General features: G+C 70.5%; 20 protein-coding genes. 12 read left to right on the top strand and 8 right to left on the bottom strand.

Annotated features, from left to right (window positions below; all coding sequences use genetic code 11):
- Positions 1–229: 229 nt before the first annotated feature.
- Positions 230–670, bottom strand: a complete 441-nt coding sequence (gene mce, locus PYS65_RS11295; protein WP_279333816.1) for a methylmalonyl-CoA epimerase — start codon at positions 668–670, stop codon at positions 230–232.
- A gap of 147 nt (positions 671–817) precedes the next feature.
- Between mce and PYS65_RS11290 the strand changes: the two genes are divergently transcribed.
- Both PYS65_RS11290 and meaB read left to right on the top strand, forming a co-directional pair.
- Positions 818–2,068 (top strand): acetyl-CoA C-acetyltransferase, encoded by a 1,251-nt coding sequence (locus PYS65_RS11290; RefSeq protein ID WP_279333815.1) that lies wholly within the window; start codon positions 818–820, stop codon positions 2,066–2,068.
- A 47-nt stretch (positions 2,069–2,115) separates the two neighbouring features.
- Positions 2,116–3,072: a methylmalonyl Co-A mutase-associated GTPase MeaB gene (meaB, locus tag PYS65_RS11285; protein ID WP_279333814.1), complete on the top strand. Its 957-nt coding sequence runs from the start codon at positions 2,116–2,118 to the stop codon at positions 3,070–3,072.
- 68 nt (positions 3,073–3,140) lie between these two features.
- Here the strand turns inward: meaB and PYS65_RS11280 are convergent, their stop codons facing one another.
- Positions 3,141–3,833, bottom strand: coding sequence for a PepSY domain-containing protein (locus PYS65_RS11280; protein WP_279333813.1), 693 nt, complete (start codon positions 3,831–3,833; stop codon positions 3,141–3,143).
- Positions 3,834–4,139: 306 nt separating this feature from the next.
- Here PYS65_RS11280 and PYS65_RS11275 point away from each other — a divergent pair, with 306 nt between their 5' ends.
- The 3 genes from PYS65_RS11275 (at position 4,140) to PYS65_RS11265 (ending at position 7,708) form a co-directional block, all read left to right on the top strand.
- Entirely contained in the window at positions 4,140–5,312 is a 1,173-nt protein-coding gene (locus PYS65_RS11275; protein ID WP_279333812.1) for an RNA-guided endonuclease InsQ/TnpB family protein, read from the top strand.
- Between the two features lie 129 nt (positions 5,313–5,441).
- On the top strand, positions 5,442–6,164 hold the full coding sequence (locus PYS65_RS11270; protein WP_279333811.1) for a response regulator transcription factor: 723 nt from the start codon (positions 5,442–5,444) through the stop codon (positions 6,162–6,164).
- Positions 6,161–7,708: a sensor histidine kinase gene (locus tag PYS65_RS11265; protein WP_279333810.1), complete on the top strand. Its 1,548-nt coding sequence runs from the start codon at positions 6,161–6,163 to the stop codon at positions 7,706–7,708. The genes PYS65_RS11270 and PYS65_RS11265 overlap by 4 nt, the downstream gene beginning before the upstream one ends.
- Before the next feature lie 41 nt (positions 7,709–7,749).
- Here the strand turns inward: PYS65_RS11265 and PYS65_RS11260 are convergent, their stop codons facing one another.
- The 4 genes from PYS65_RS11260 to PYS65_RS11245 form a co-directional block, all read right to left on the bottom strand.
- Positions 7,750–8,226, bottom strand: coding sequence for a MarR family winged helix-turn-helix transcriptional regulator (locus PYS65_RS11260; RefSeq protein WP_279333809.1), 477 nt, complete (start codon positions 8,224–8,226; stop codon positions 7,750–7,752).
- A 99-nt stretch (positions 8,227–8,325) separates the two neighbouring features.
- Positions 8,326–9,138, bottom strand: coding sequence for an AIM24 family protein (locus PYS65_RS11255; RefSeq protein ID WP_279333808.1), 813 nt, complete (start codon positions 9,136–9,138; stop codon positions 8,326–8,328).
- Positions 9,135–9,785 (bottom strand): AIM24 family protein, encoded by a 651-nt coding sequence (locus PYS65_RS11250; protein ID WP_279337919.1) that lies wholly within the window; start codon positions 9,783–9,785, stop codon positions 9,135–9,137. Before PYS65_RS11250 ends, PYS65_RS11255 begins: the two co-directional genes overlap by 4 nt.
- 1 nt (position 9,786) lies before the next feature.
- A complete protein-coding gene (locus PYS65_RS11245; RefSeq protein ID WP_279337918.1) occupies positions 9,787–10,419 on the bottom strand; it encodes an AIM24 family protein in 633 nt (210 codons plus the stop codon).
- Between the two features lie 178 nt (positions 10,420–10,597).
- Between PYS65_RS11245 and PYS65_RS11240 the strand changes: the two genes are divergently transcribed.
- The 4 genes from PYS65_RS11240 (at position 10,598) to PYS65_RS11225 (ending at position 12,507) form a co-directional block, all read left to right on the top strand.
- The gene (locus tag PYS65_RS11240; RefSeq protein ID WP_279333807.1) at positions 10,598–10,942 is read left to right on the top strand and encodes a DUF3817 domain-containing protein; all 345 of its coding nucleotides are present in this window, start codon (positions 10,598–10,600) and stop codon (positions 10,940–10,942) included.
- Entirely contained in the window at positions 10,939–11,244 is a 306-nt protein-coding gene (locus PYS65_RS11235) for an MTH1187 family thiamine-binding protein (protein WP_279333806.1), read from the top strand. Before PYS65_RS11240 ends, PYS65_RS11235 begins: the two co-directional genes overlap by 4 nt.
- Positions 11,245–11,365: 121 nt before the next feature.
- Complete coding sequence (locus tag PYS65_RS11230; protein WP_279333805.1) at positions 11,366–11,875, top strand: MarR family winged helix-turn-helix transcriptional regulator; 510 nt, start codon at positions 11,366–11,368, stop codon at positions 11,873–11,875.
- Positions 11,876–12,057: 182 nt separating this feature from the next.
- Positions 12,058–12,507, top strand: a complete 450-nt coding sequence (locus PYS65_RS11225; protein ID WP_279333804.1) for a hypothetical protein — start codon at positions 12,058–12,060, stop codon at positions 12,505–12,507.
- Between the two features lie 21 nt (positions 12,508–12,528).
- Here the strand turns inward: PYS65_RS11225 and PYS65_RS11220 are convergent, their stop codons facing one another.
- Positions 12,529–12,870 carry a DUF3817 domain-containing protein gene (locus tag PYS65_RS11220; protein WP_279333803.1) on the bottom strand — a complete coding sequence of 114 codons (342 nt, stop codon included), beginning with the start codon at positions 12,868–12,870 and terminating at the stop codon, positions 12,529–12,531.
- A 95-nt stretch (positions 12,871–12,965) separates the two neighbouring features.
- On the opposite strand from PYS65_RS11220, the gene icmA reads away from it, so the two are divergent.
- On the top strand, positions 12,966–14,666 hold the full coding sequence (gene icmA / locus PYS65_RS11215) for a coenzyme B12-dependent isobutyryl-CoA mutase large subunit (RefSeq protein ID WP_279333802.1): 1,701 nt from the start codon (positions 12,966–12,968) through the stop codon (positions 14,664–14,666).
- A 39-nt stretch (positions 14,667–14,705) separates the two neighbouring features.
- Here the strand turns inward: icmA and PYS65_RS11210 are convergent, their stop codons facing one another.
- Entirely contained in the window at positions 14,706–15,341 is a 636-nt protein-coding gene (locus tag PYS65_RS11210; protein ID WP_279333801.1) for a TetR/AcrR family transcriptional regulator, read from the bottom strand.
- 256 nt (positions 15,342–15,597) lie between these two features.
- Between PYS65_RS11210 and PYS65_RS11205 the strand changes: the two genes are divergently transcribed.
- Positions 15,598–16,578 (top strand): tetratricopeptide repeat protein, encoded by a 981-nt coding sequence (locus tag PYS65_RS11205; protein WP_279333800.1) that lies wholly within the window; start codon positions 15,598–15,600, stop codon positions 16,576–16,578.
- Positions 16,579–17,224: 646 nt separating this feature from the next.
- The gene (locus tag PYS65_RS11200; RefSeq protein WP_279333799.1) at positions 17,225–17,860 is read left to right on the top strand and encodes a DUF6230 family protein; all 636 of its coding nucleotides are present in this window, start codon (positions 17,225–17,227) and stop codon (positions 17,858–17,860) included.
- The last annotated feature ends 102 nt before the right edge of the window (positions 17,861–17,962 follow it).

The following is a 17,962-nucleotide window of genomic DNA, read 5'->3' as shown; positions in this document are numbered from 1 at the left end:
CCGCCCATCCGCCGAACGGGGCCCCCGGGGAATGGTGTCAGATCGTCGGGGGAGCATGCGCTCCTGCCCCCGCGCTCGCCCCCGAAACCCGGACCCCGGTAAATCCTGCAGTCAAGAAGGACGACGTTCACCCGAACGGAGGAAATCGTCACCTTTTTGACGGCAGGACCTGATCGCCCTTCATCGAGCGGCGACCGCACCCAACCCTACCGGCCCTTATGTACGTGGGTCAGTGCTCAGGTGACTCAACGGGCGCCGAAGTGACCAGTTCGGTCAGTACGCCGTGGCAGTCCTTGGGGTGCAGGAAGGTGATCCGTGACCCCATGGAGCCGCGCCGGGGCTCTTCGTACAGCACGCGTACGCCCTTGTCCCTGATGCCGGCGGCCTCGGCGTCGACGTCCGCCGTACCGAAGGCGATGTGATGGACCCCCTCCCCGTTCTTCGCGAGCCACTTCGCGACGGTGGAGTCCTCCCGGGTCGGCTCGAGCAACTGGAGGTAGGAGGCGCCTCCGTCCGAGGTCCCGTTGATCCTGAGCATCGCCTCCCGCACTCCCTGCTCCTCGTTGACCTCGGAGTGGAACACCTCGAAGCCGTACGTGGACCGGTAGAACTCCACGGTCGCGTCGAGGTTGTGGCAGGCGATCCCGATGTGGTCGATTCGCGTCAGCATGGAATCAGTGGAGCGCCACCGGGGCGGTTACGCAACGTGCGCGCGATCACACCGTACGCCCGGTGACGGGGCGGACCGCAGCTCAGTACATTCGAAGTAAACCCTCGTTCACTCCTCGGCTGTGCAGCCGGAAGGGGATCGCAGCTCATGACTTCCGCAGCTTCTGAATCCACCGCATCATCAGCGCCTTCCGTCACGAACGGCACAAACGGCACGACGTCCGTCATCGTCGCGGGCGCCCGGACCCCGATGGGCCGGTTGCTCGGCTCGCTGAAGTCCTTCTCCGCGGCCGACCTCGGCGGTTTCGCGATCAAGGCCGCCCTCGACCGTGCGGGGATCGGCGGCGACCAGGTCCAGTATGTGATCATGGGGCAGGTGCTCCAGGCCGGGGCGGGGCAGATCCCGGCACGTCAGGCCGCCGTCAAGGCCGGCATCCCGATGAACGTCCCGGCGCTCACGATCAACAAGGTGTGCCTGTCCGGTCTCGACGCGATCGCGCTGGCCGACCAGCTGATCCGGGCCGGGGAGTTCGACGTGGTCGTCGCCGGCGGCCAGGAGTCCATGACCAACGCCCCGCACCTGCTGCCGAAGTCCCGCGAGGGCTTCAAGTACGGTGCGGTCCAGATGATCGACGCCATGGCGCACGACGGTCTGACCGACTCCTTCGAGAACGTCGCCATGGGCGAGTCCACGGAGAAGCACAACACGCGCCTCGGCATCGGCCGCGCCGAGCAGGACGAGATCGCCGCCCTGTCCCACCAGCGGGCCGCCACCGCGCAGAAGAACGGCGTCTTCGCGGCGGAGATCACCCCCGTCGAGGTCCCCCAGCGCAAGGGCGACCCGGTCCTCTGCAACCAGGACGAGGGCATCCGCGGCGACACCACCGCCGAGTCGCTCGGCAAGCTGCGCCCCGCCTTCGCCAAGGACGGCACGATCACCGCCGGCACCTCCTCGCAGATCTCGGACGGTGCGGCGGCCGTGGTCGTGATGAGCAAGGCCAAGGCGCAGGAGCTGGGCCTGGAGTGGATCGCCGAGATCGGCGCCCACGGCAATGTGGCCGGCCCCGACAACTCCCTCCAGTCGCAGCCCTCCCAGGCGATCGCCCACGCCCTCAAGAAGGAGGGCCTGGAGGTCTCCGACCTCGACCTGATCGAGATCAACGAGGCCTTCGCCGCGGTGGCCGTGCAGTCGATGAAGGATCTCGGGGTGTCCACGGAAAAGGTGAACGTCAACGGCGGTGCCATCGCCCTCGGCCACCCGATCGGGATGTCCGGCGCCCGGCTGGTGCTGCACCTGGCGCTGGAGCTGAAGCGGCGCGGCGGCGGCGTCGGCGCGGCGGCGCTGTGCGGCGGCGGCGGCCAGGGCGACGCCCTGATCGTGCGGGTGGCCAAGGCCTGACCCGGCTCGGACGGCCGACCGGTTTCTCTCTCGTGAACGGAGCTGTGATGCAGGACGTCTCCACTCTGGTGGCCCAGGCCAGGGACGGCAGGCCGCGGGCCGTGGCCCGGCTGATCTCCTTGGTGGAGGGGGCGTCCCCGCAGTTGCGGGAGGTCATGGCGGCCCTGGCACCGCTGACCGGCAACGCGTACGTGGTCGGGCTGACGGGATCACCGGGCGTCGGCAAGTCGACGTCCACCTCGGCGCTGGTGACCGCGTACCGCAAGCGGGGCAAGCGGGTCGGTGTCCTGGCCGTCGACCCGTCCTCGCCCTTCTCCGGCGGCGCGCTGCTCGGCGACCGGGTCCGGATGTCGGAGCACGCCTCCGATCCCGGCGTCTACATCCGCTCCATGGCGACCCGCGGCCACCTGGGCGGCCTCGCCTGGGCCGCGCCGCAGGCCATCCGCGTCCTGGACGCGGCGGGCTGCGAGGTGGTCCTGGTGGAGACGGTCGGCGTCGGCCAGTCGGAGGTGGAGATCGCCTCCCAGGCCGACACCTCGGTGGTGCTGCTGGCGCCCGGCATGGGCGACGGGATCCAGGCGGCCAAGGCCGGAATCCTGGAGATCGGCGACGTCTACGTCGTCAACAAGGCCGACCGCGACGGCGCGGACGCCACCGCCCGTGACCTGAACCACATGCTGGGCCTGGGCGAGGCCCGGGCCCCCGGTGACTGGCGCCCGCCGATCGTCAAGACGGTCGCCTCGCGCGCGGAGGGCGTCGACGAGGTCGTCGAGGCCCTGGAGAAGCACCGCGCGTGGATGGAGGAGCACGGGGTCCTGGCGGAGCGCCGGCGGGCCCGTGCCGCCCGCGAGATCGAGACGATCGCCGTCACGGCCCTGCGGCAGCGCATCGGCGACCTGCACGGCGACCGCCGGCTGGGCGCGCTGGCGGACCGGATCGTCGGCGGCGAGCTGGACCCGTACCGCGCGGCGGACGAACTGGTGGCGGGGCTGACCGAGGGCTGACGGAGAGCTGACGGGAAGGGGCGGTGCGGGCGATTTCGCCCGCACCGCCCCTTCGCTCACCGGTCCGTTCAGCGGTCGTCGCGGTCGTCGTCACCGCGGTCGTCGTCATCGTCCGCCGTGACCTTGCCGCTGTTCAGGTCGACCAGCCATTCCCGGTCGTCGTCGCCGGCGGTGACCGTCTCGACCTCCCAGCCCCGGTCGTCGCGGTCGTCGTCGTCCAGGTCCACCGAGGTCACCGTGCCCTTGGCGGCGGCCGCCTGCGCGGCCTGCCCGGCCGTCACCGACGTGCCCTTCAGCGCCGCCCGCACCTCGCCGGCGTCGTCGTCATCGTCGTTGTCGACCTCCGAACCCAGCACCTTGCCGGTGTTCGGGTCGATCCACACGCTGTACCGGGTGTCGCCCTTGCCGAGGATGTCGACCTCCCAGGCCGCCTTGGAGCGGTGGTTCCGGCCGTCGTCGCCGTCGTCATCGTCCATCTCGACGGAGACCGCGGTGCCCGGCCGGTGCTCCAGGGCGGCGGCGACGGCGTCGGCCGCGTTCACCTTCGCGGCGAGCGCCAGAGCGTCGTCGTCATCGAGGTCGTTCCGGTCGTCACCGTCGTCGTCACGCCGGTCGTCGCGGTCGTCGTCCGAGCCCAGCGCCTCCACCGGGTGCGTCGTCGTCGGCGTTTCGTCGTCCCCCGAGATCGCGATGGCCGTCGCGGTGCCTCCCCCGATCAGTGCCGCGGCGGTGACGACGGCGATCACGATGTTGCGCTTCATGGTGGTTCCTCCCCGGTCGCTTCGTTTTCGACGTCTTCAATCTCGCTGATCGATCCTGAGGAGAACCTGAAACGACCTGAAGTGATCTTCAGCGGGTTCTTGTGAGGAACCCCGGGGTTTCAGCCCCGGGAGGAACCTCATCCTCGTGCAGCGCCGCGCTGCCGCTGTGGCCGTCCGGCTACACAGTGTCCGGGTCTCGCTCACAGGGCAGGGCGGGTAGGCCCCAGGAGTGACGGTTTCACTCGATGGGGTGGCCGGTGGGGAACGCGTGGTGCGGCGTCGTGCGGGTGTCTACGCTCGGTGATCGTGAAGCTGGTCGTGCGGGTCAAACTCCTGCCGACGCCCGAGCAGGCGGCGGCGCTGGAGGCGACCCTGCGCGCCTGCAATGAGGCAGCCTCCTGGGCGGCCGGGGTCGCCTTCGCCGAGAAGGCGATGAAACCGCTGGCCCTGCGCAAGCACACCTACCAGCAGATCAAGACACGGTGGGGACTCGGGGCGCAGGCCGCCCAGCATGCGATCAAGAAGGCCTGCGACGCGTACGCCACGCTGCGCGCCAACCTCCGGGCGGGCCACCACGGCAGGCCGGGTTCGAAGCGGTACGAGAGGGCCTCGGGCAAGCCCGTCGCCTTCCGTCAGCGGGCGGCGCAGCCGTACGACGACCGGATGCTGTCCTGGCAGCACGAGGACCAGACGGTGTCGATCTGGACGACGTCCGGGCGGATGAAGAAGGTGGCGTTCACCGGCCAGGCCGGTCAGCTGACGGTGGTGGCCGCACACCGGCGGGGCGAGTCCGATCTGCTGTGCCGGGACGGACAGTGGTTCCTGCTGGTGACCTGCGACATCGCCGAGGCCGAACCGGACACGCATCCGGCCGGGTTCGTCGGGGTGGATCTGGGGATCGTCAACATCGCCACCACCTCCACCGGAATCCGGCACAGTGGCCGGCACCTCAACCGCCGCCGCGCGGCCGACCGGGCCCTGCGGGCCAAGCTGCAGAAGAAGGGCACGAAGTCGGCGAAGCGGCGGGCGAGGAAACACGCGGGCAGGGAAGCCAGACGGGCCCGCGACATCAACCACAAGATCAGCAAACAGATCGTGGCGGAGGCTCAACGCACCGGTCGCGGCATCGCCCTGGAGGACCTGGGCGGTATCCGTGAGCGGGCACGGCTGAGGAAGCCCCAGCGCGTCACGCTGCACTCCTGGTCGTTCCACCAGCTCGGCTCGTTCATCGCCTACAAGGCGAGACGCGCCGGGGTGCCGGTGGTCCACGTCGACCCGGCCCACACCAGCCAGGAATGCTCCCGCTGTCATCACATCGCCAGAGCCAACCGGCCCTCCCAGGCCGTGTTCACCTGCGGGTCGTGCGGCTTCGCTGAGCACGCAGACCACAACGCGTCCCACAACATCAGCCACCGTGGCTGGTACGTGTGGGTTCGCGGGGCCGAGTCACAGGCCCCCGCTCTCCCCCTCATCGCCTGACGCACCGCGACACGCACAGGGGGAAGAGCTGGACGCGGCCGGTTCCGTCGAAGCCATCGACGGAACCGAGCAGCAAGCCCGGGACTTCAGTCCCGGGTAGTTGACGTTCGCTCTGCGACCCTTGTGCGCATGCACCCACCTGTCACTCACCACCACCCTGCAGGAGGCGCTGCGCGCCGCACCTTCAGGATCTTGATAGTCGAGGACGAAAAACGCCTGGCCCTGTCCCTCGCCAAGGGTCTGACCGCCGAGGGGTACGCCGTGGACGTCGTCCACGACGGCCGGGAGGGCCTGCACCGGGCCACCGAGGGCACCTACGACCTCGTGATCCTCGACATCATGCTGCCGGGCCTCAACGGCTACCGCGTCTGCGCCGCCCTGCGCGCCGCCGGCCACGAGGTGCCGATCCTGATGCTCACCGCCAAGGACGGTGAGTACGACGAGGCCGAGGGGCTGGACACCGGCGCCGACGACTACCTCACCAAGCCGTTCTCCTACGTCGTCCTCGTCGCCCGGGTGAAGGCGTTGCTGCGCCGCCGGGGCCAGGGCGCCGGGGCCTCCCCGGTGCATGTGCACGGGGATCTCAAGGTGGACACCGCGGCTCGCCGGGTCTTCCTCGGCGAGGACGAGGTGACGCTCACCGCCAAGGAGTTCTCCGTGCTGGAGCAGCTGGTGCTGCGGGCCGGTGAGGTGGTCTCCAAGGCGGAGATCCTGGAGCACGTCTGGGACTTCGCCTACGAGGGCGACCCGAACATCGTCGAGGTCTACATCAGCGCCCTGCGCCGCAAGCTCCGCGCCACGCTGATCCGGACGGTGCGCGGCGCCGGTTACCGGCTGGAGACGGCGCCATGAGGCGGCTGTTCGGCTCGGTCCGTTCCCGGGCCACGCTCGGTGCCACGCTCGTGGTCGTGGTCGCGCTGGTCATGACCGGCACCGCGGTCCTGCAGGCGCTGCGCTCCAACCTGACCGCCGAGGCGGGCACCGAGGCGGAGCGCAAGGCGCGGTCGGTCGCCTCCGAGCTCGCCGCGCGGACCCCGTACGAGGAGCTGTCGGGGCTGGACGGCGAGGCCGGACCGGTGCAGATCCTCGACGAGGACGGGAACCTGGTCAAGGCCGCCGCGGGCCTGCGGTGGATCAACGGCACGGCCACCGACGAGGTGACACCCAGACCGTCGCCCTCACCCTCCCCCTCCGTCTCGGTCGCACCCTCGCCCTCGACCCGTGAGGACGACGACGATGACGACGACGGCGAGGACGGCGAGGACGAGGACGAGGAAGACGAGGACGAGGCGGACGAAACGGAGGGCGCCGGCGACTCGGACAAGGCGGAGGAGTCGCAGGACGCCGACGACGACGCCCCCTCCCTCGCCCCCGGCGAGACCAGTCGGCAGGCCACCTACGGCAGCGGCGCCGCGACGATCGGCGACGACACCGCCGACTACCGCTTCGCGGCCGTCGACGTGCGGACCCACGAGCGGGGCCTGCTCACCGTCTACGCCGGTGCTCCGCTGGCCGCCGAGCACAGTGCCGTACGGACCGCGCTGACCGTGATGCTGATCGGTTTTCCGCTGCTGGCGGCGCTCGTCGCCGGCATGACCTGGGTGCTCACCGGGCGTGCCCTGCGTCCGGTCGCCGCGATCCGTGAGGAGATGGCCGCGATCACCGCGTCCGAGGACCTCACGCGCCGCGTCCCGGAACCGGCGACCCACGACGAGGTCGCGCGGCTCGCCCGCACCACCAACGAGACCCTCGCCGCCCTGGAGACGTCCGTGGAGCGGCAGCGGAGCTTCGTCGCCGACGCCTCGCACGAACTGCGCAGCCCGATCGCCTCCCTGCGCACCCAGCTGGAGGTGGCTGCCGCCCACCCCGAGCTGCTGGACCTGGACGGCGCCGTCCAGGACACCGTGCGGCTCCAGCACCTCGCCGCCGACCTGCTGCTGCTCGCCCGGCTGGACGCGGGGGAGCGGCCCGTCGAGGGCAGGGTGGACCTGGCCGCGCTGGCCCGCGAGGAAGCGGCGGGACGGACGGGTGTGACGGTGGACGCGGAGACGGCGGAGGTGGCCGGGTCGCGGGGGCAGCTGGGCCGGGTGCTCGGCAACCTGCTGGACAACGGCCGCCGGCACGCCCGCGAGACGGTCTCGGTGACCGTGCGGCGCGAGGGCGACTGGGCGGTGCTCGGCGTGGCCGACGACGGCGACGGGGTGCCCGAGGCCGACCGGGAGCGGATCTTCCAGCGGTTCGTGCGGCTGGACGACGCCCGCAGCCGCGACGACGGCGGGGCCGGCCTGGGCCTCGCCATCGCGCGGGACGTCGCCGCACGGCACGGCGGGACGCTCACGGCCGGTGCGGCGCCGGCAGGCGGAGCCCTGTTCGAACTCCGCCTGCCGCTCGCCTGAGGTGAACCGGTGGTCCCGCTCGCGGGAGGGGGACCGGTGGGTCAGAGGCGCCCGCGCTGGCCGCGCAGGTGCTCCGCGATGGGCTTGAGGGCCTTCTCCAGCTCACCGAGGTTCTCGGGGGAGAGCAGGTCGATGAAGTGCCGTCGCACCGACGCCACGTGATGGGGCGAGACCTTCTGCATGGTCTCCATGCCGTGGTCGGTGAGGACGGCGAAGAGGCCGCGCCGGTCGGACTCGCAGTGCTCCCGCCGGACCAGGCCCGCGTTCTCCATCCGGGTGACCTGGTGCGAGAGCCGGCTCTTGGACTGCATGGTGGCGGAGGCGAGGTCGCTCATCCGCATCCGGCGGTCGTCCGACTCGGACAGGTTCACCAGGATCTCGTAGTCGTTCATTGTCAGGCCGAAGGGCTGCAGGTCCTTCTCGAGCTGGTACGTCAACAGCCTGTTGACCTCCAGGTGGGTACGCCAGGCGCACTGCTCCGCATTGGTCAGCCAGCGTGTGGCCGTCTCGGTCTCCATGAATGAAGTCTACCTAAAAAGTTGAAAGGCGAACTAGTGATGGTTTCCGTGACAGTGGCGGCGTGCACGCGTTCGACGTCACACTCCGCAGACTACCGCTCACAGCCCGAAGCGACGCTGGAGGTCTCCCAGCTGTCCGGGAAGGCGCGGTGCCCCCGCGGCCTGCCCGGGCGCTCCGGAAGCCCCGCCGCCGGGGACCCCCGGCGCCTGCGGAACGGCCCCCGTGGCCTGCTCCGCCATCAGGCTCTCGGAGGACTGCAGCAGCACGGTGCCCGCCCCCACGAACTCGAACTGGTGCTCCTCGCCGGAAGCCCCGCCGAAGCCCGTCATCGCACGTAGACCGCCCAGGACACCGGTCATGTAGCCATGGTCGTAGTGGTGGCACGGGGAGGGGCAGTCGGCCCACCCCACCAGCGCCTGCGGGTCCACCCGGAGCGGGGGTTCCATGAACACCACCGGACCGTTCGACGCGGCCACGAACTTTCCGGTTCCGATGAGGGTCAGGAAACCCGGCACGATCGACTGCTTCAGCGACAGACTTGGCTGAAAAGCGAGCAAGTTGCCCGAGCGAATGGTCAGATTGCCGTCCTCGAGATCGTACGAATTCACATCGAAGGCCCGGTCGGCGAGGAGCATCTTGCCCGAGCCCTCCGCCACGACCCAGTCGCTCGCGTGCAGTGGCGAATGGAACGACGTACGGACAAGCCGGTCGAGTCGGCCGTGCCCGATGCCGTTGAACTCGATCGTGCCGTAGTAGGCGATCATCTTCCCCTTCTGCAGGAACCACCGGCTCCCCCGGAGCTCCACGCAGAAGGTGTAGGCGTCGACGTTGTCGTCGGACGGCAGCGTCGTCGGGTCGAAGACCGTGACGGCGGGCCCGGGGCCGCCGCCCTGAAATCCGTAGGGGCTCACAGCTTCTCCTCCGAGGCCTGGACGTACACCGCACCGCTGCCGCTGAGCTCCAGCTGGAACGCCTCACCGGAGCCGCGCCCCACCATGTCCCGCCAGCCGAGCGCGGTGGACAGCCTGTTGCGGACGTCGCCGTGGTGGGCGACATAGGCCTGCGGGTCGACGTGCACCGGGCGCTGCGGGGTGATCGGGAGCTCGATCACGCCCCCGTGCGCCATGACGGCCACGGAACCGTGCCCCCTGAGCGTGGTGGTGAACAGGCCCTGCCCGGAGACCTGGCCCCGGACCATGCCCATCACCCCGCCCTGCGAGCCCAGGAACACCGTGCCCTGCTCCAGCGTGCCCTCGAACGCCAGCAGGCGGTCCGCCTCGACGTACAGGGTGTCCCCGGAGAGGTTGATCACCTGGATGTGGTGGCCGCCGTGCCCGAACAGGACCGTGCCGTCGCCCTCGACGCTCATCAGGGGCGTGGCCTCCCCGGCCACCCGCCGGCCGATCATCGACCGCAGGCCGCCCTGACCACCCGTCATGTTGGGGGTGAAGCCGACCTCCCCCCGGTACGCGAGCATCGCGCCGCGCTGGCTGAACAGCCGCCGGCCGGGCACCACGGTCGCCTCGACCACCTTCGAGTTGATCTCCCGGAAGCCCATGTCAGACATCCCCCGCGATCGTGTTCCGCTCACTGGGCTGCACGTAGACCAGCCCGTCGCCCTCGAACCTCATCTGGAACGCCTCGCCGCCGCCCTCCCCGAGCAGTGTGCGGAACGTCACCCCGGACTGCAGGGACTGCCGCAGATTCCCCTGGTGGGCGACGTAGGCACCGGGGTCGACGGTCAGCGGGTACTGCGGACCGACCCGGAGCACCACGGCCGGCCCGTCCGACATGACCGCCGCCTGGCCGTGCCCCTCGACGGTGGTCGTGAACAGCCCGTTGCCCTGTGAGGCCCCGCGCAGGCCCGTGAAAGTGGTCCCGGTGCGCAGGCCGCCGTCGGTCGCCAGCAGGTTGCTCGACTCCACATGGAGCTTGTCCCCCTGGAGACCGATGAGGTTGATGTCGGCGGCACGATCGGCGAACCAGCAGGTCCCGCGCCCCTTCACCTCCATCATCGTCATCTGCTCACCGGTGAGCCGCCGGGTCACCATCCCCCGGATGCCGTCCCCACCGCCCGTGAGCTTCTTGAACGCCATCTCGCCGTCGTACGCGACCATCGAGCCGTTCTTCGCCTTCACGGCATCCCCGGTCATGTCGACGACGAGCACCTTGCTGCTTTGAAGTCGGAACATCGCCACATCTGCGACGTTAACCGCCGCCCCGCCCCGCCGACAGGCCCTGTGGGGTGAGTCGCACCCGGAAGATCCCCTTAGGGGCTGACCCGCTCCAGTGATCGCGGACGGGGTTTGTCACAATGGACAAACGCTTGTGCGTGCATTCACAAACGTCTCTCCCACCCGAAGGTGATCCGTGGACCTCAAGACCGCCAGTGCCCTCCGCCGCCTCCGCCTGGTATCGGCCCCCGAGGCGATCTCGTTCCTGCTGCTGCTCGTCGCCTCGGTCCTGAAGCGGACCACGGAGTTCAACGCCGTCCCGGCGCTGGGCGCGATCCACGGGTTCCTCTTCGTCGTGTACGTGCTCTTCTGGGCCGACGCCTGGAACCGCGCCAAGTGGTCGCTGAAGACCGCCGCCTTCTACTTCCTGATGTCGGTGCTGCCCACCGGCGGCTTCTTCGCCGAGCGCCGGCTGAAGGCCGAGGCCGAGGACGCGGTCATCGCCTCCCGGGCTCGCGCCGAGGGAGTGGTGGGCGCGTGATCGTCGCCTTCTCCGTGACGCCGCTGGGCGTCGGCGAGGACGTGGGGGAGTACGTCGCCGACGCCGTGCGGGTGGTCCGCGAGTCCGGACTGCCGAACCGCACCGACGCCATGTTCACCTCGGTCGAGGGGGACTGGGACGAGGTGATGGACGTCGTGAAGCGCGCCGTGGCCGCGGTCGAGGCACGCGCCCCGCGGGTCTCGCTCGTCCTCAAGGCGGACCTCCGCCCCGGAGTCGAGGACGGCCTCACCGCCAAGGTCGACACCGTCGAACGGCACCTGGCGCAGAGCGCGGAGCAGTAGACCGTCCGACCGCCCGACCGCCGGACGGCACCGCCGTCCGGCGCGGGCGACGACGTAGCGGCGCGGACCGAAGGGCGAGACGGGGCTGACCACCATATGACCGGCCGGTAGGGTCGGCTGCGTGCCGAAGCCGCTCAGTCTCTCGTTCGATCCCATCGCCCGCGCCGACGAACTCTGGAAGCAGCGCTGGGGAAGCGTGCCGTCCATGGCCGCGATCACCTCGGTCATGCGCGCCCACCAGATCCTGCTGGCCGAGGTCGACGCGGTGGTCAAGCCGTACGGGCTCACCTTCGCCCGGTACGAGGCACTGGTGCTGCTCACCTTCTCGAAGTCCGGCGAGCTGCCGATGTCCAAGATCGGCGAGCGGCTCATGGTGCACCCCACCTCGGTGACGAACACCGTGGACCGCTTGGTGCGCTCCGGCCTGGTGGCCAAGCGCCCCAACCCCAACGACGGCCGCGGCACCCTCGCGAGCATCACCGACAAGGGACGCGAGGTCGTCGAGGCGGCCACCCGCGACCTGATGGCCATGGACTTCGGCCTCAGCGCCTACGACGCCGAGGAATGCGCCGAACTCTTCGCCGTCCTTCGCCCCCTCCGGCTCGCGGCGGGGGACTTCCAGGGGGAGTGAAGCCCGTCAGCACCGGGCCAGGGGTTACCACGTGACGGTGGTTTTCTCTCCGGCGGCCCGCAGAAACGCTCAGGCACTCATCTCCGGCTGAGATCCTGCCGATCGGCCCTCATGCGGAGGGTCGGCGTCCGTTTTCTTCGGGTGGGGGCTCGCGCGTGAGTCTTCGTCGTTCTGTCCGTGGCGTGCTGGTCGCCGCCGCTGTGCTGGGTTTCGCCGCAGTCGGCCCCATGGGCGTGGCGGGGCCGGCGCACGCCGGCGCCTTGGGGTCCACCGCCATCGGTACTTTCACCTACGAGGTGCGGGGCGCCGCCGTGAAGGTCCCCGTCGGATGCTTCCTGACCCACAGGATCGACGGCTCCGGGAAACGGGTCTCCGGCCAGCTCGCGGGCGTCGACTGCGTCGGTGCCGCCGCGACCTTCTCGCGGTTCTGCAACTGGCGCATCGACTTCGCCTACGCCGACACGAACGGCAGGGCGTACCGGACCGCGCGGGGCGCCACGCACGCCGAGTGCGACGGCGCCCCGCTGCGCCGGGCCGGCGCCCGGACGCTGCCGGCCTACGGCAAGGCCTGCGCGAAGCTGTTCGTCAACGGCAGGCTGCGTGCCACGCAGTGCCACTACATCACGAAGTGAGGTGGCGCCCCGCGCCGGTGGTCAGGCTGTCGCGGGCGTGGTGTCGGCGTCCTTCGCGATGAGCGGTTCCGCCTCGCGGGTCACCCGGCGTTCGACGAAGAAGGCCGCCGTCGGGACGGTTCCGGCGAGCAGCACCCACAGCTGCCGTCCCACGGGCATCTTCATCTTGCTGCCGAGGTCGAACGCGAAGACCAGGTACAGCACGTAGAGCCAGCCGTGAGCGATGCCGACCACCGAGACGAAGCCGTCGAAGCCGTCCATGCCCAGTACGCGCTTGCCGATCACGCCGACGGTCAGCAGAACCAGAAGGACTGCGGTGACATGTGCCAACACCCGGTACCGGGTCAAGACGCTCTTCTTCATGCCGTCGAGGGTATCCGGTCCGCTGTGACGTCCCGTGCCCCCGTCCTGGCCTGCACCACTATCATTTACTAGGACGTCCTAGTAAATTCGAAGGTATGGACGCTGACGCCATCGAGGAAGGCCGCCGTCGCTGGCAGGCCCGGTACGACGCCGCGCGCAAGCGCGACGCAGACTTCACCACGCTCTCCGGCGATCCCGTGGAGCCGGTGTACGGGCCGCGGCCCGGGGACGCCTACGAGGGGTTCGAGCGGATCGGCTGGCCGGGGGAGTACCCCTTCACCCGCGGCCTGTATCCGACCGGCTACCGGGGGCGCACCTGGACGATCCGGCAGTTCGCCGGGTTCGGCAACGCCGAGCAGACCAACGAGCGCTACAAGATGATCCTGGGCAACGGCGGCGGCGGGCTCTCCGTCGCCTTCGACATGCCGACGCTCATGGGCCGCGACTCCGACGACCCGCGCTCCCTGGGCGAGGTCGGGCACTGCGGGGTGGCCATCGACTCGGCCGCCGACATGGAGGTCCTGTTCGACGACATCCCGCTCGGGGACGTGACGACCTCCATGACGATCAGCGGGCCCGCCGTGCCCGTCTTCTGCATGTACCTCGTCGCCGCCGAGCGCCAGGGCGTGGACCCCGCCGTGCTCAACGGCACGCTGCAGACGGACATCTTCAAGGAGTACATCGCGCAGAAGGAGTGGCTCTTCACGCCCGAGCCGCATCTGCGCCTGATCGGCGACCTGATGGAGCACTGCGCGGCCGGCATCCCCGCCTACAAGCCGCTCTCCGTCTCCGGCTACCACATCCGCGAGGCCGGCTCGACGGCCGCCCAGGAGCTGGCGTACACGCTGGCGGACGGCTTCGGGTACGTGGAGCTGGGGCTCAGCCGCGGGCTCGACGTGGACGTGTTCGCGCCCGGCCTGTCCTTCTTCTTCGACGCGCACCTCGACTTCTTTGAGGAGATCGCCAAGTTCCGCGCCGCGCGCCGCATCTGGGCCCGCTGGATGCGGGACGTGTACGGCGCGCAGAGCGAGAAGGCGCAGTGGCTGCGGTTCCACACGCAGACCGCGGGCGTCTCGCTGACCGCGCAGCAGCCGTACAACAACGTCGTACGGACGGCCGTGGAGGCGCTCGCCGCCGTCCTCGGCGGGACCAACTCCCTGCACACCAACGCCCTGGACGAGACGCTCGCCCTGCCCAGCGAGCAGGCCGCCGAGATCGCCCTGCGCACCCAGCAGGTGCTCATGGAGGAGACCGGCGTCGCCAACGTGGCCGACCCGCTGGGCGGTTCCTGGTTCGTGGAGCAGCTGACGGACCGGATCGAGGCGGACGCGGAGAAGATCTTCGAGCAGATCAAGGAACGGGGACTGCGCGCGCACCCCGACGGGCAGCACCCCATCGGGCCGATCACCTCCGGCATCCTGCGCGGTATCGAGGACGGCTGGTTCACCGGCGAGATCGCCGAGTCGGCGTTCCGCTACCAGCAGGCGCTGGAGAAGGGTGACAAGAAGGTCGTCGGGGTCAACGTCCACACCGGCTCGGTCACCGGTGACCTGGAGATCCTCCGGGTCAGCCACGAGGTGGAACGCGAGCAGGTGCGGGCGCTGGGTGAGCGCAAGGCCGCCCGCGACGACGCGGCGGTACGGGCCGCCCTGGCCGCCATGCTCGACGCGGCCCGCTCCGGCGCCAACATGATCGGGCCGATGCTGGACGCCGTACGCGCCGAGGCGACCCTCGGTGAGATCTGCGACGCGCTGCGGGACGAGTGGGGGGTGTACACCGAGCCCGCGGGCTTCTGACCGCCGCCCCGGCCCGGCCCCGCCCCCACCCCGCCCCGGCTACGGGGTGGGGCCGGGGGTGGTGAGGCCGGTGAGGAGGACGCGGGTGAGGTCGTGGACCCATTCCTCGTCCGCCGGGCGCCCGCTGACCAGCGTGCGGTGCAGGACCGCGCCGGCGACCATGTCGAAGGTCAGGTCCACGGTGCGGGCCGCCTCGGCCGGGTCGGGGTCGGGCGGCAGTTCGCCGCGTCTCTGGGCGCGGACGCGGCCGGTGTGGACCAGGCGTTTCTGCCGTTGGACGATCGAGGTGCGGATGCGTTCGCGCAGGGCCTCGTCGAGGGTGGATTCGGCGACCACCGCCATCAGCCCGCACCTGGCCTCCGGGCGGGACAGCAGCACCGCGAGCTGGAGGACCACGTCCTCGATGTCCGCGGCGAGGCTGCCGCGGTCGGGGAGTTCGAGTGCGTCGAAGAGTTCGGCGACCGCGTCCACGACCAGCTCGTTCTTGCCCGCCCAGCGCCGGTAGAGGGTGGTCTTGGCGACGCCCGCGCGGCTCGCGACGTCCCCCAGGGTGAGCCCGGACCATCCCAGTTCGACCAGGGCCTCCCGTGTCGCGGCCAGGATCGCGGTGTCCGCCGCCGCGCTGCGCGGGCGTCCGGTGCGTGTGGCGGGGGGCCGACCGGTACTGCTCTGCATGGATACGACCCTATCCGCCGGTTCCCGTGCCGCCGTGCGGGGAGCGTGAGGGAGATCACCGGAGTGGCCCGGCTCGTGCGTGATGCCGGGCGTTACGCTACGACCCGTAGCGAAAGTGGGGCGGCCCGCACGGAACGGCCGGCCCGCTCGAGCGACGACCACGGGCGCGGGTGGGGACCCCGTGCCGAAGAGGACGCGGGCGCCCGGGTTTCCCGGCGTTTTCACAGACACGCGGGGTACGGGGGAGGATAGACGTATGCAGCCACGGAACATGTCCATGAGCGGAGTCGTCGACCTCGGCGCGGTGAAGGCGGCCCAGGAGGCCAAGACGAAGGCGGAGCAGGCCCGCGCGGAGGCGGTCCGGCAGGGCGGCGGGGGCGCGATCTCCCCGGCCGACCTCGTCATCGACGTCGACGAGGCCGGCTTCGAGAGCGACATCCTGCAGCGGTCCGCCGAGGTCCCGGTCGTCATCGACTTCTGGGCCGAATGGTGTGAGCCCTGCAAGCAGCTGAGCCCCGTCCTGGAGCGGCTCGCCGTCGAGTACGACGGGCGCTTCCTGCTCGCCAAGATCGACGTCGACGCCAACCAGATGCTGATGCAGCAGTTCGGCATCCAGGGAATTCCCGCGGTGTTCGCGGTGGTGGCCGGGCAGGCGCTGCCGCTCTTCCAGGGGGCCGCGGGCGAGACGCAGATCCGCCAGACCCTGGACCAGCTGGTGCAGGTGGCCGAGGAGCGCTTCGGTCTGACCGGGCTCACCGTCGACCCCGACGCCGTGCCGGGCGGCGGCGGTGCCGCGTCGGACGCCGAGGTGCCCGTCGGCCCGTACGACGCCCTGCTGGAGGCCGCCGTGCAGGCGCTGGACGCCGGTGACCTGGGCGGCGCGATCCAGGCGTACAAGAACGTGCTCGCCGACGACCCGGGCAACCCGGAGGCCCAGCTGGGCCTCGCCCAGGCCGAGTTGCTCCGGCGGGTGGAGGGTCTGGACCCGCAGCGGGTGCGCGCTGACGCCGCCGGGAAGCCGCAGGACATCGAGGCGCAGATCACCGCCGCCGACCTGGATCTGGTGGGCGGTCATGTCGAGGACGCCTTCGGCCGGCTCATCGAGACGGTGGGGCGCACGGCCGGCGACGACCGCGAGGCCGTGCGGGTGCGCCTGCTCGAGCTGTTCGAGGTGGTCGGGGCCGAGGATCCGCGTGTGATCGCCGCGCGCAGAGCGCTGGCGCGTGCCCTGTTCTGAGTGGATCGGGGGTACCTTGTCCGGCCGCCCGAGGCGGTTTCCGGGCCGGTGGTGCCCGAGTGGAAGGTTGGCCGACCGAAGGCCTGTGCGGCCGCGCTTTGCCGAAACTTGGCAATCGCGGCCGCTGTTACTGCGAGTAAGTCGCGCACGTTGATCTGTCGGACCCCGTCCGGGTGTCAACTGTTTTGTCCATCCCCTGCGGGGCACCGAGGGTCGCCGTCCGGCGCCGGTGGGTCGCTCTCCGGTTGTCCAGCCGTTACCAGCGAGTAATGAAGCCCCTTGTGCGGGCGGCGAGAATGCACCACGATCGGCGACGCTCGGTCCATCGCCCGTCCTCCGACAGCCGGTCGGGGCCGCGGGCGCCCTGGGTCCCCACCGGGCAGGACCGGCGGCAGTGGAGCCGGTTCTCGGACAGGGGGGTCTTCGCCCACCCGGCGAAGCCTGTCCGGCAGGTTGTGCGTGATGCGTGTCAGGCGCGACCAGTGGTTGTCGCTCGGGGGTGATCGCCGGTGATTCGGACGCTTCGTGCGCTGCCGAGCACGGCGCTCCCCTTCCCGAGGACGTAGCACTTCTCCCATCCCTGCCCGGCTGCCCGCCTGTTGACGGTGCGTCGGAGCAGGAGATGTACGTCCGAGAAGGAGGAAATATGGAGTCCCAGGTGCGTGGCGGGACCAGATGGAAGCGGTTCGCCGTGGTGATGGTGCCCAGTGTGGCCGCCACGGCTTGTATAGGCATCGCGATGGCGCAGGGTGCTCTCGCCGCGTCGTTCAGTGTCTCCGGCCAGTCGTTCAAGGTGACGGCGGACCAGCTCGACGGGACGGGCTTCGCCCAGTACGGAGCGCTCGACGAGGGGCACACCCTCAAGGGCGAGAAGACGGCTCACCCCGTCGCGGTCTCGGCGTTCCGGACCGCGGAGATCACGAACATGTGCCAGTCCGTGGTGACCCCGGGCATCCCGGGGCTCGGCTCGGTCAGTCTGATACTGAGGGCCGGCGGTGGCGGCACCCCGGTCCGTGCGGAGAACCTGTACATCGACGTCGCGAACCTCGAGGCCGACGCCACCTTCCACAACATCGACATCGGTGTGGCAGCCAAGGACGCCAACAAGGGTCCGGGCATGAAGGGCGGCAACGAGCAGGCGAACCCGTACGGCTTCGCGCAGCAGGCCGACTCGGCCACGCTGAAGAAGGTGAAGCAGACGGCGTGGGCCACCACCGCCGGAACCTTCAAGCTCAGCGGGCTGAAGATGTCGCTGTCCACGGGTGTCAAGGAGTGCTACTAAGCACTCGCTGACGGGCGGGGGAGCCGGTGGCGCCCCCGCCCGTCCACCTTCTTGCCGCGTCTTCACACGCGGTGCACATCACGACCACAGCAAAGCCGTACC

This window comes from Streptomyces cathayae, from assembly GCF_029760955.1.
GTDB lineage: Bacteria > Actinomycetota > Actinomycetes > Streptomycetales > Streptomycetaceae > Streptomyces > Streptomyces cathayae.
Note: the sequence above shows the minus strand (reverse complement) of the source record. Positions and strands in the feature narration are given on the sequence as shown.

Coding starts and splice junctions, on each gene's coding strand:
- mce (WP_279333816.1), bottom strand. CDS start 670: ATGCTGACGCGAATCGACCACATCGGGATCGCCTGCCACAACCTCGAC.
- PYS65_RS11290 (WP_279333815.1), top strand. CDS start 818: ATGACTTCCGCAGCTTCTGAATCCACCGCATCATCAGCGCCTTCCGTC.
- meaB (WP_279333814.1), top strand. CDS start 2,116: ATGCAGGACGTCTCCACTCTGGTGGCCCAGGCCAGGGACGGCAGGCCG.
- PYS65_RS11280 (WP_279333813.1), bottom strand. CDS start 3,833: ATGAAGCGCAACATCGTGATCGCCGTCGTCACCGCCGCGGCACTGATC.
- PYS65_RS11270 (WP_279333811.1), top strand. CDS start 5,442: ATGCACCCACCTGTCACTCACCACCACCCTGCAGGAGGCGCTGCGCGC.
- PYS65_RS11265 (WP_279333810.1), top strand. CDS start 6,161: ATGAGGCGGCTGTTCGGCTCGGTCCGTTCCCGGGCCACGCTCGGTGCC.
- PYS65_RS11260 (WP_279333809.1), bottom strand. CDS start 8,226: ATGGAGACCGAGACGGCCACACGCTGGCTGACCAATGCGGAGCAGTGC.
- PYS65_RS11250 (WP_279337919.1), bottom strand. CDS start 9,785: ATGGGCTTCCGGGAGATCAACTCGAAGGTGGTCGAGGCGACCGTGGTG.
- PYS65_RS11245 (WP_279337918.1), bottom strand. CDS start 10,419: ATGTTCCGACTTCAAAGCAGCAAGGTGCTCGTCGTCGACATGACCGGG.
- PYS65_RS11220 (WP_279333803.1), bottom strand. CDS start 12,870: ATGAAGAAGAGCGTCTTGACCCGGTACCGGGTGTTGGCACATGTCACC.
- icmA (WP_279333802.1), top strand. CDS start 12,966: ATGGACGCTGACGCCATCGAGGAAGGCCGCCGTCGCTGGCAGGCCCGG.
- PYS65_RS11210 (WP_279333801.1), bottom strand. CDS start 15,341: ATGCAGAGCAGTACCGGTCGGCCCCCCGCCACACGCACCGGACGCCCG.
- PYS65_RS11205 (WP_279333800.1), top strand. CDS start 15,598: ATGCAGCCACGGAACATGTCCATGAGCGGAGTCGTCGACCTCGGCGCG.
- PYS65_RS11200 (WP_279333799.1), top strand. CDS start 17,225: ATGGAGTCCCAGGTGCGTGGCGGGACCAGATGGAAGCGGTTCGCCGTG.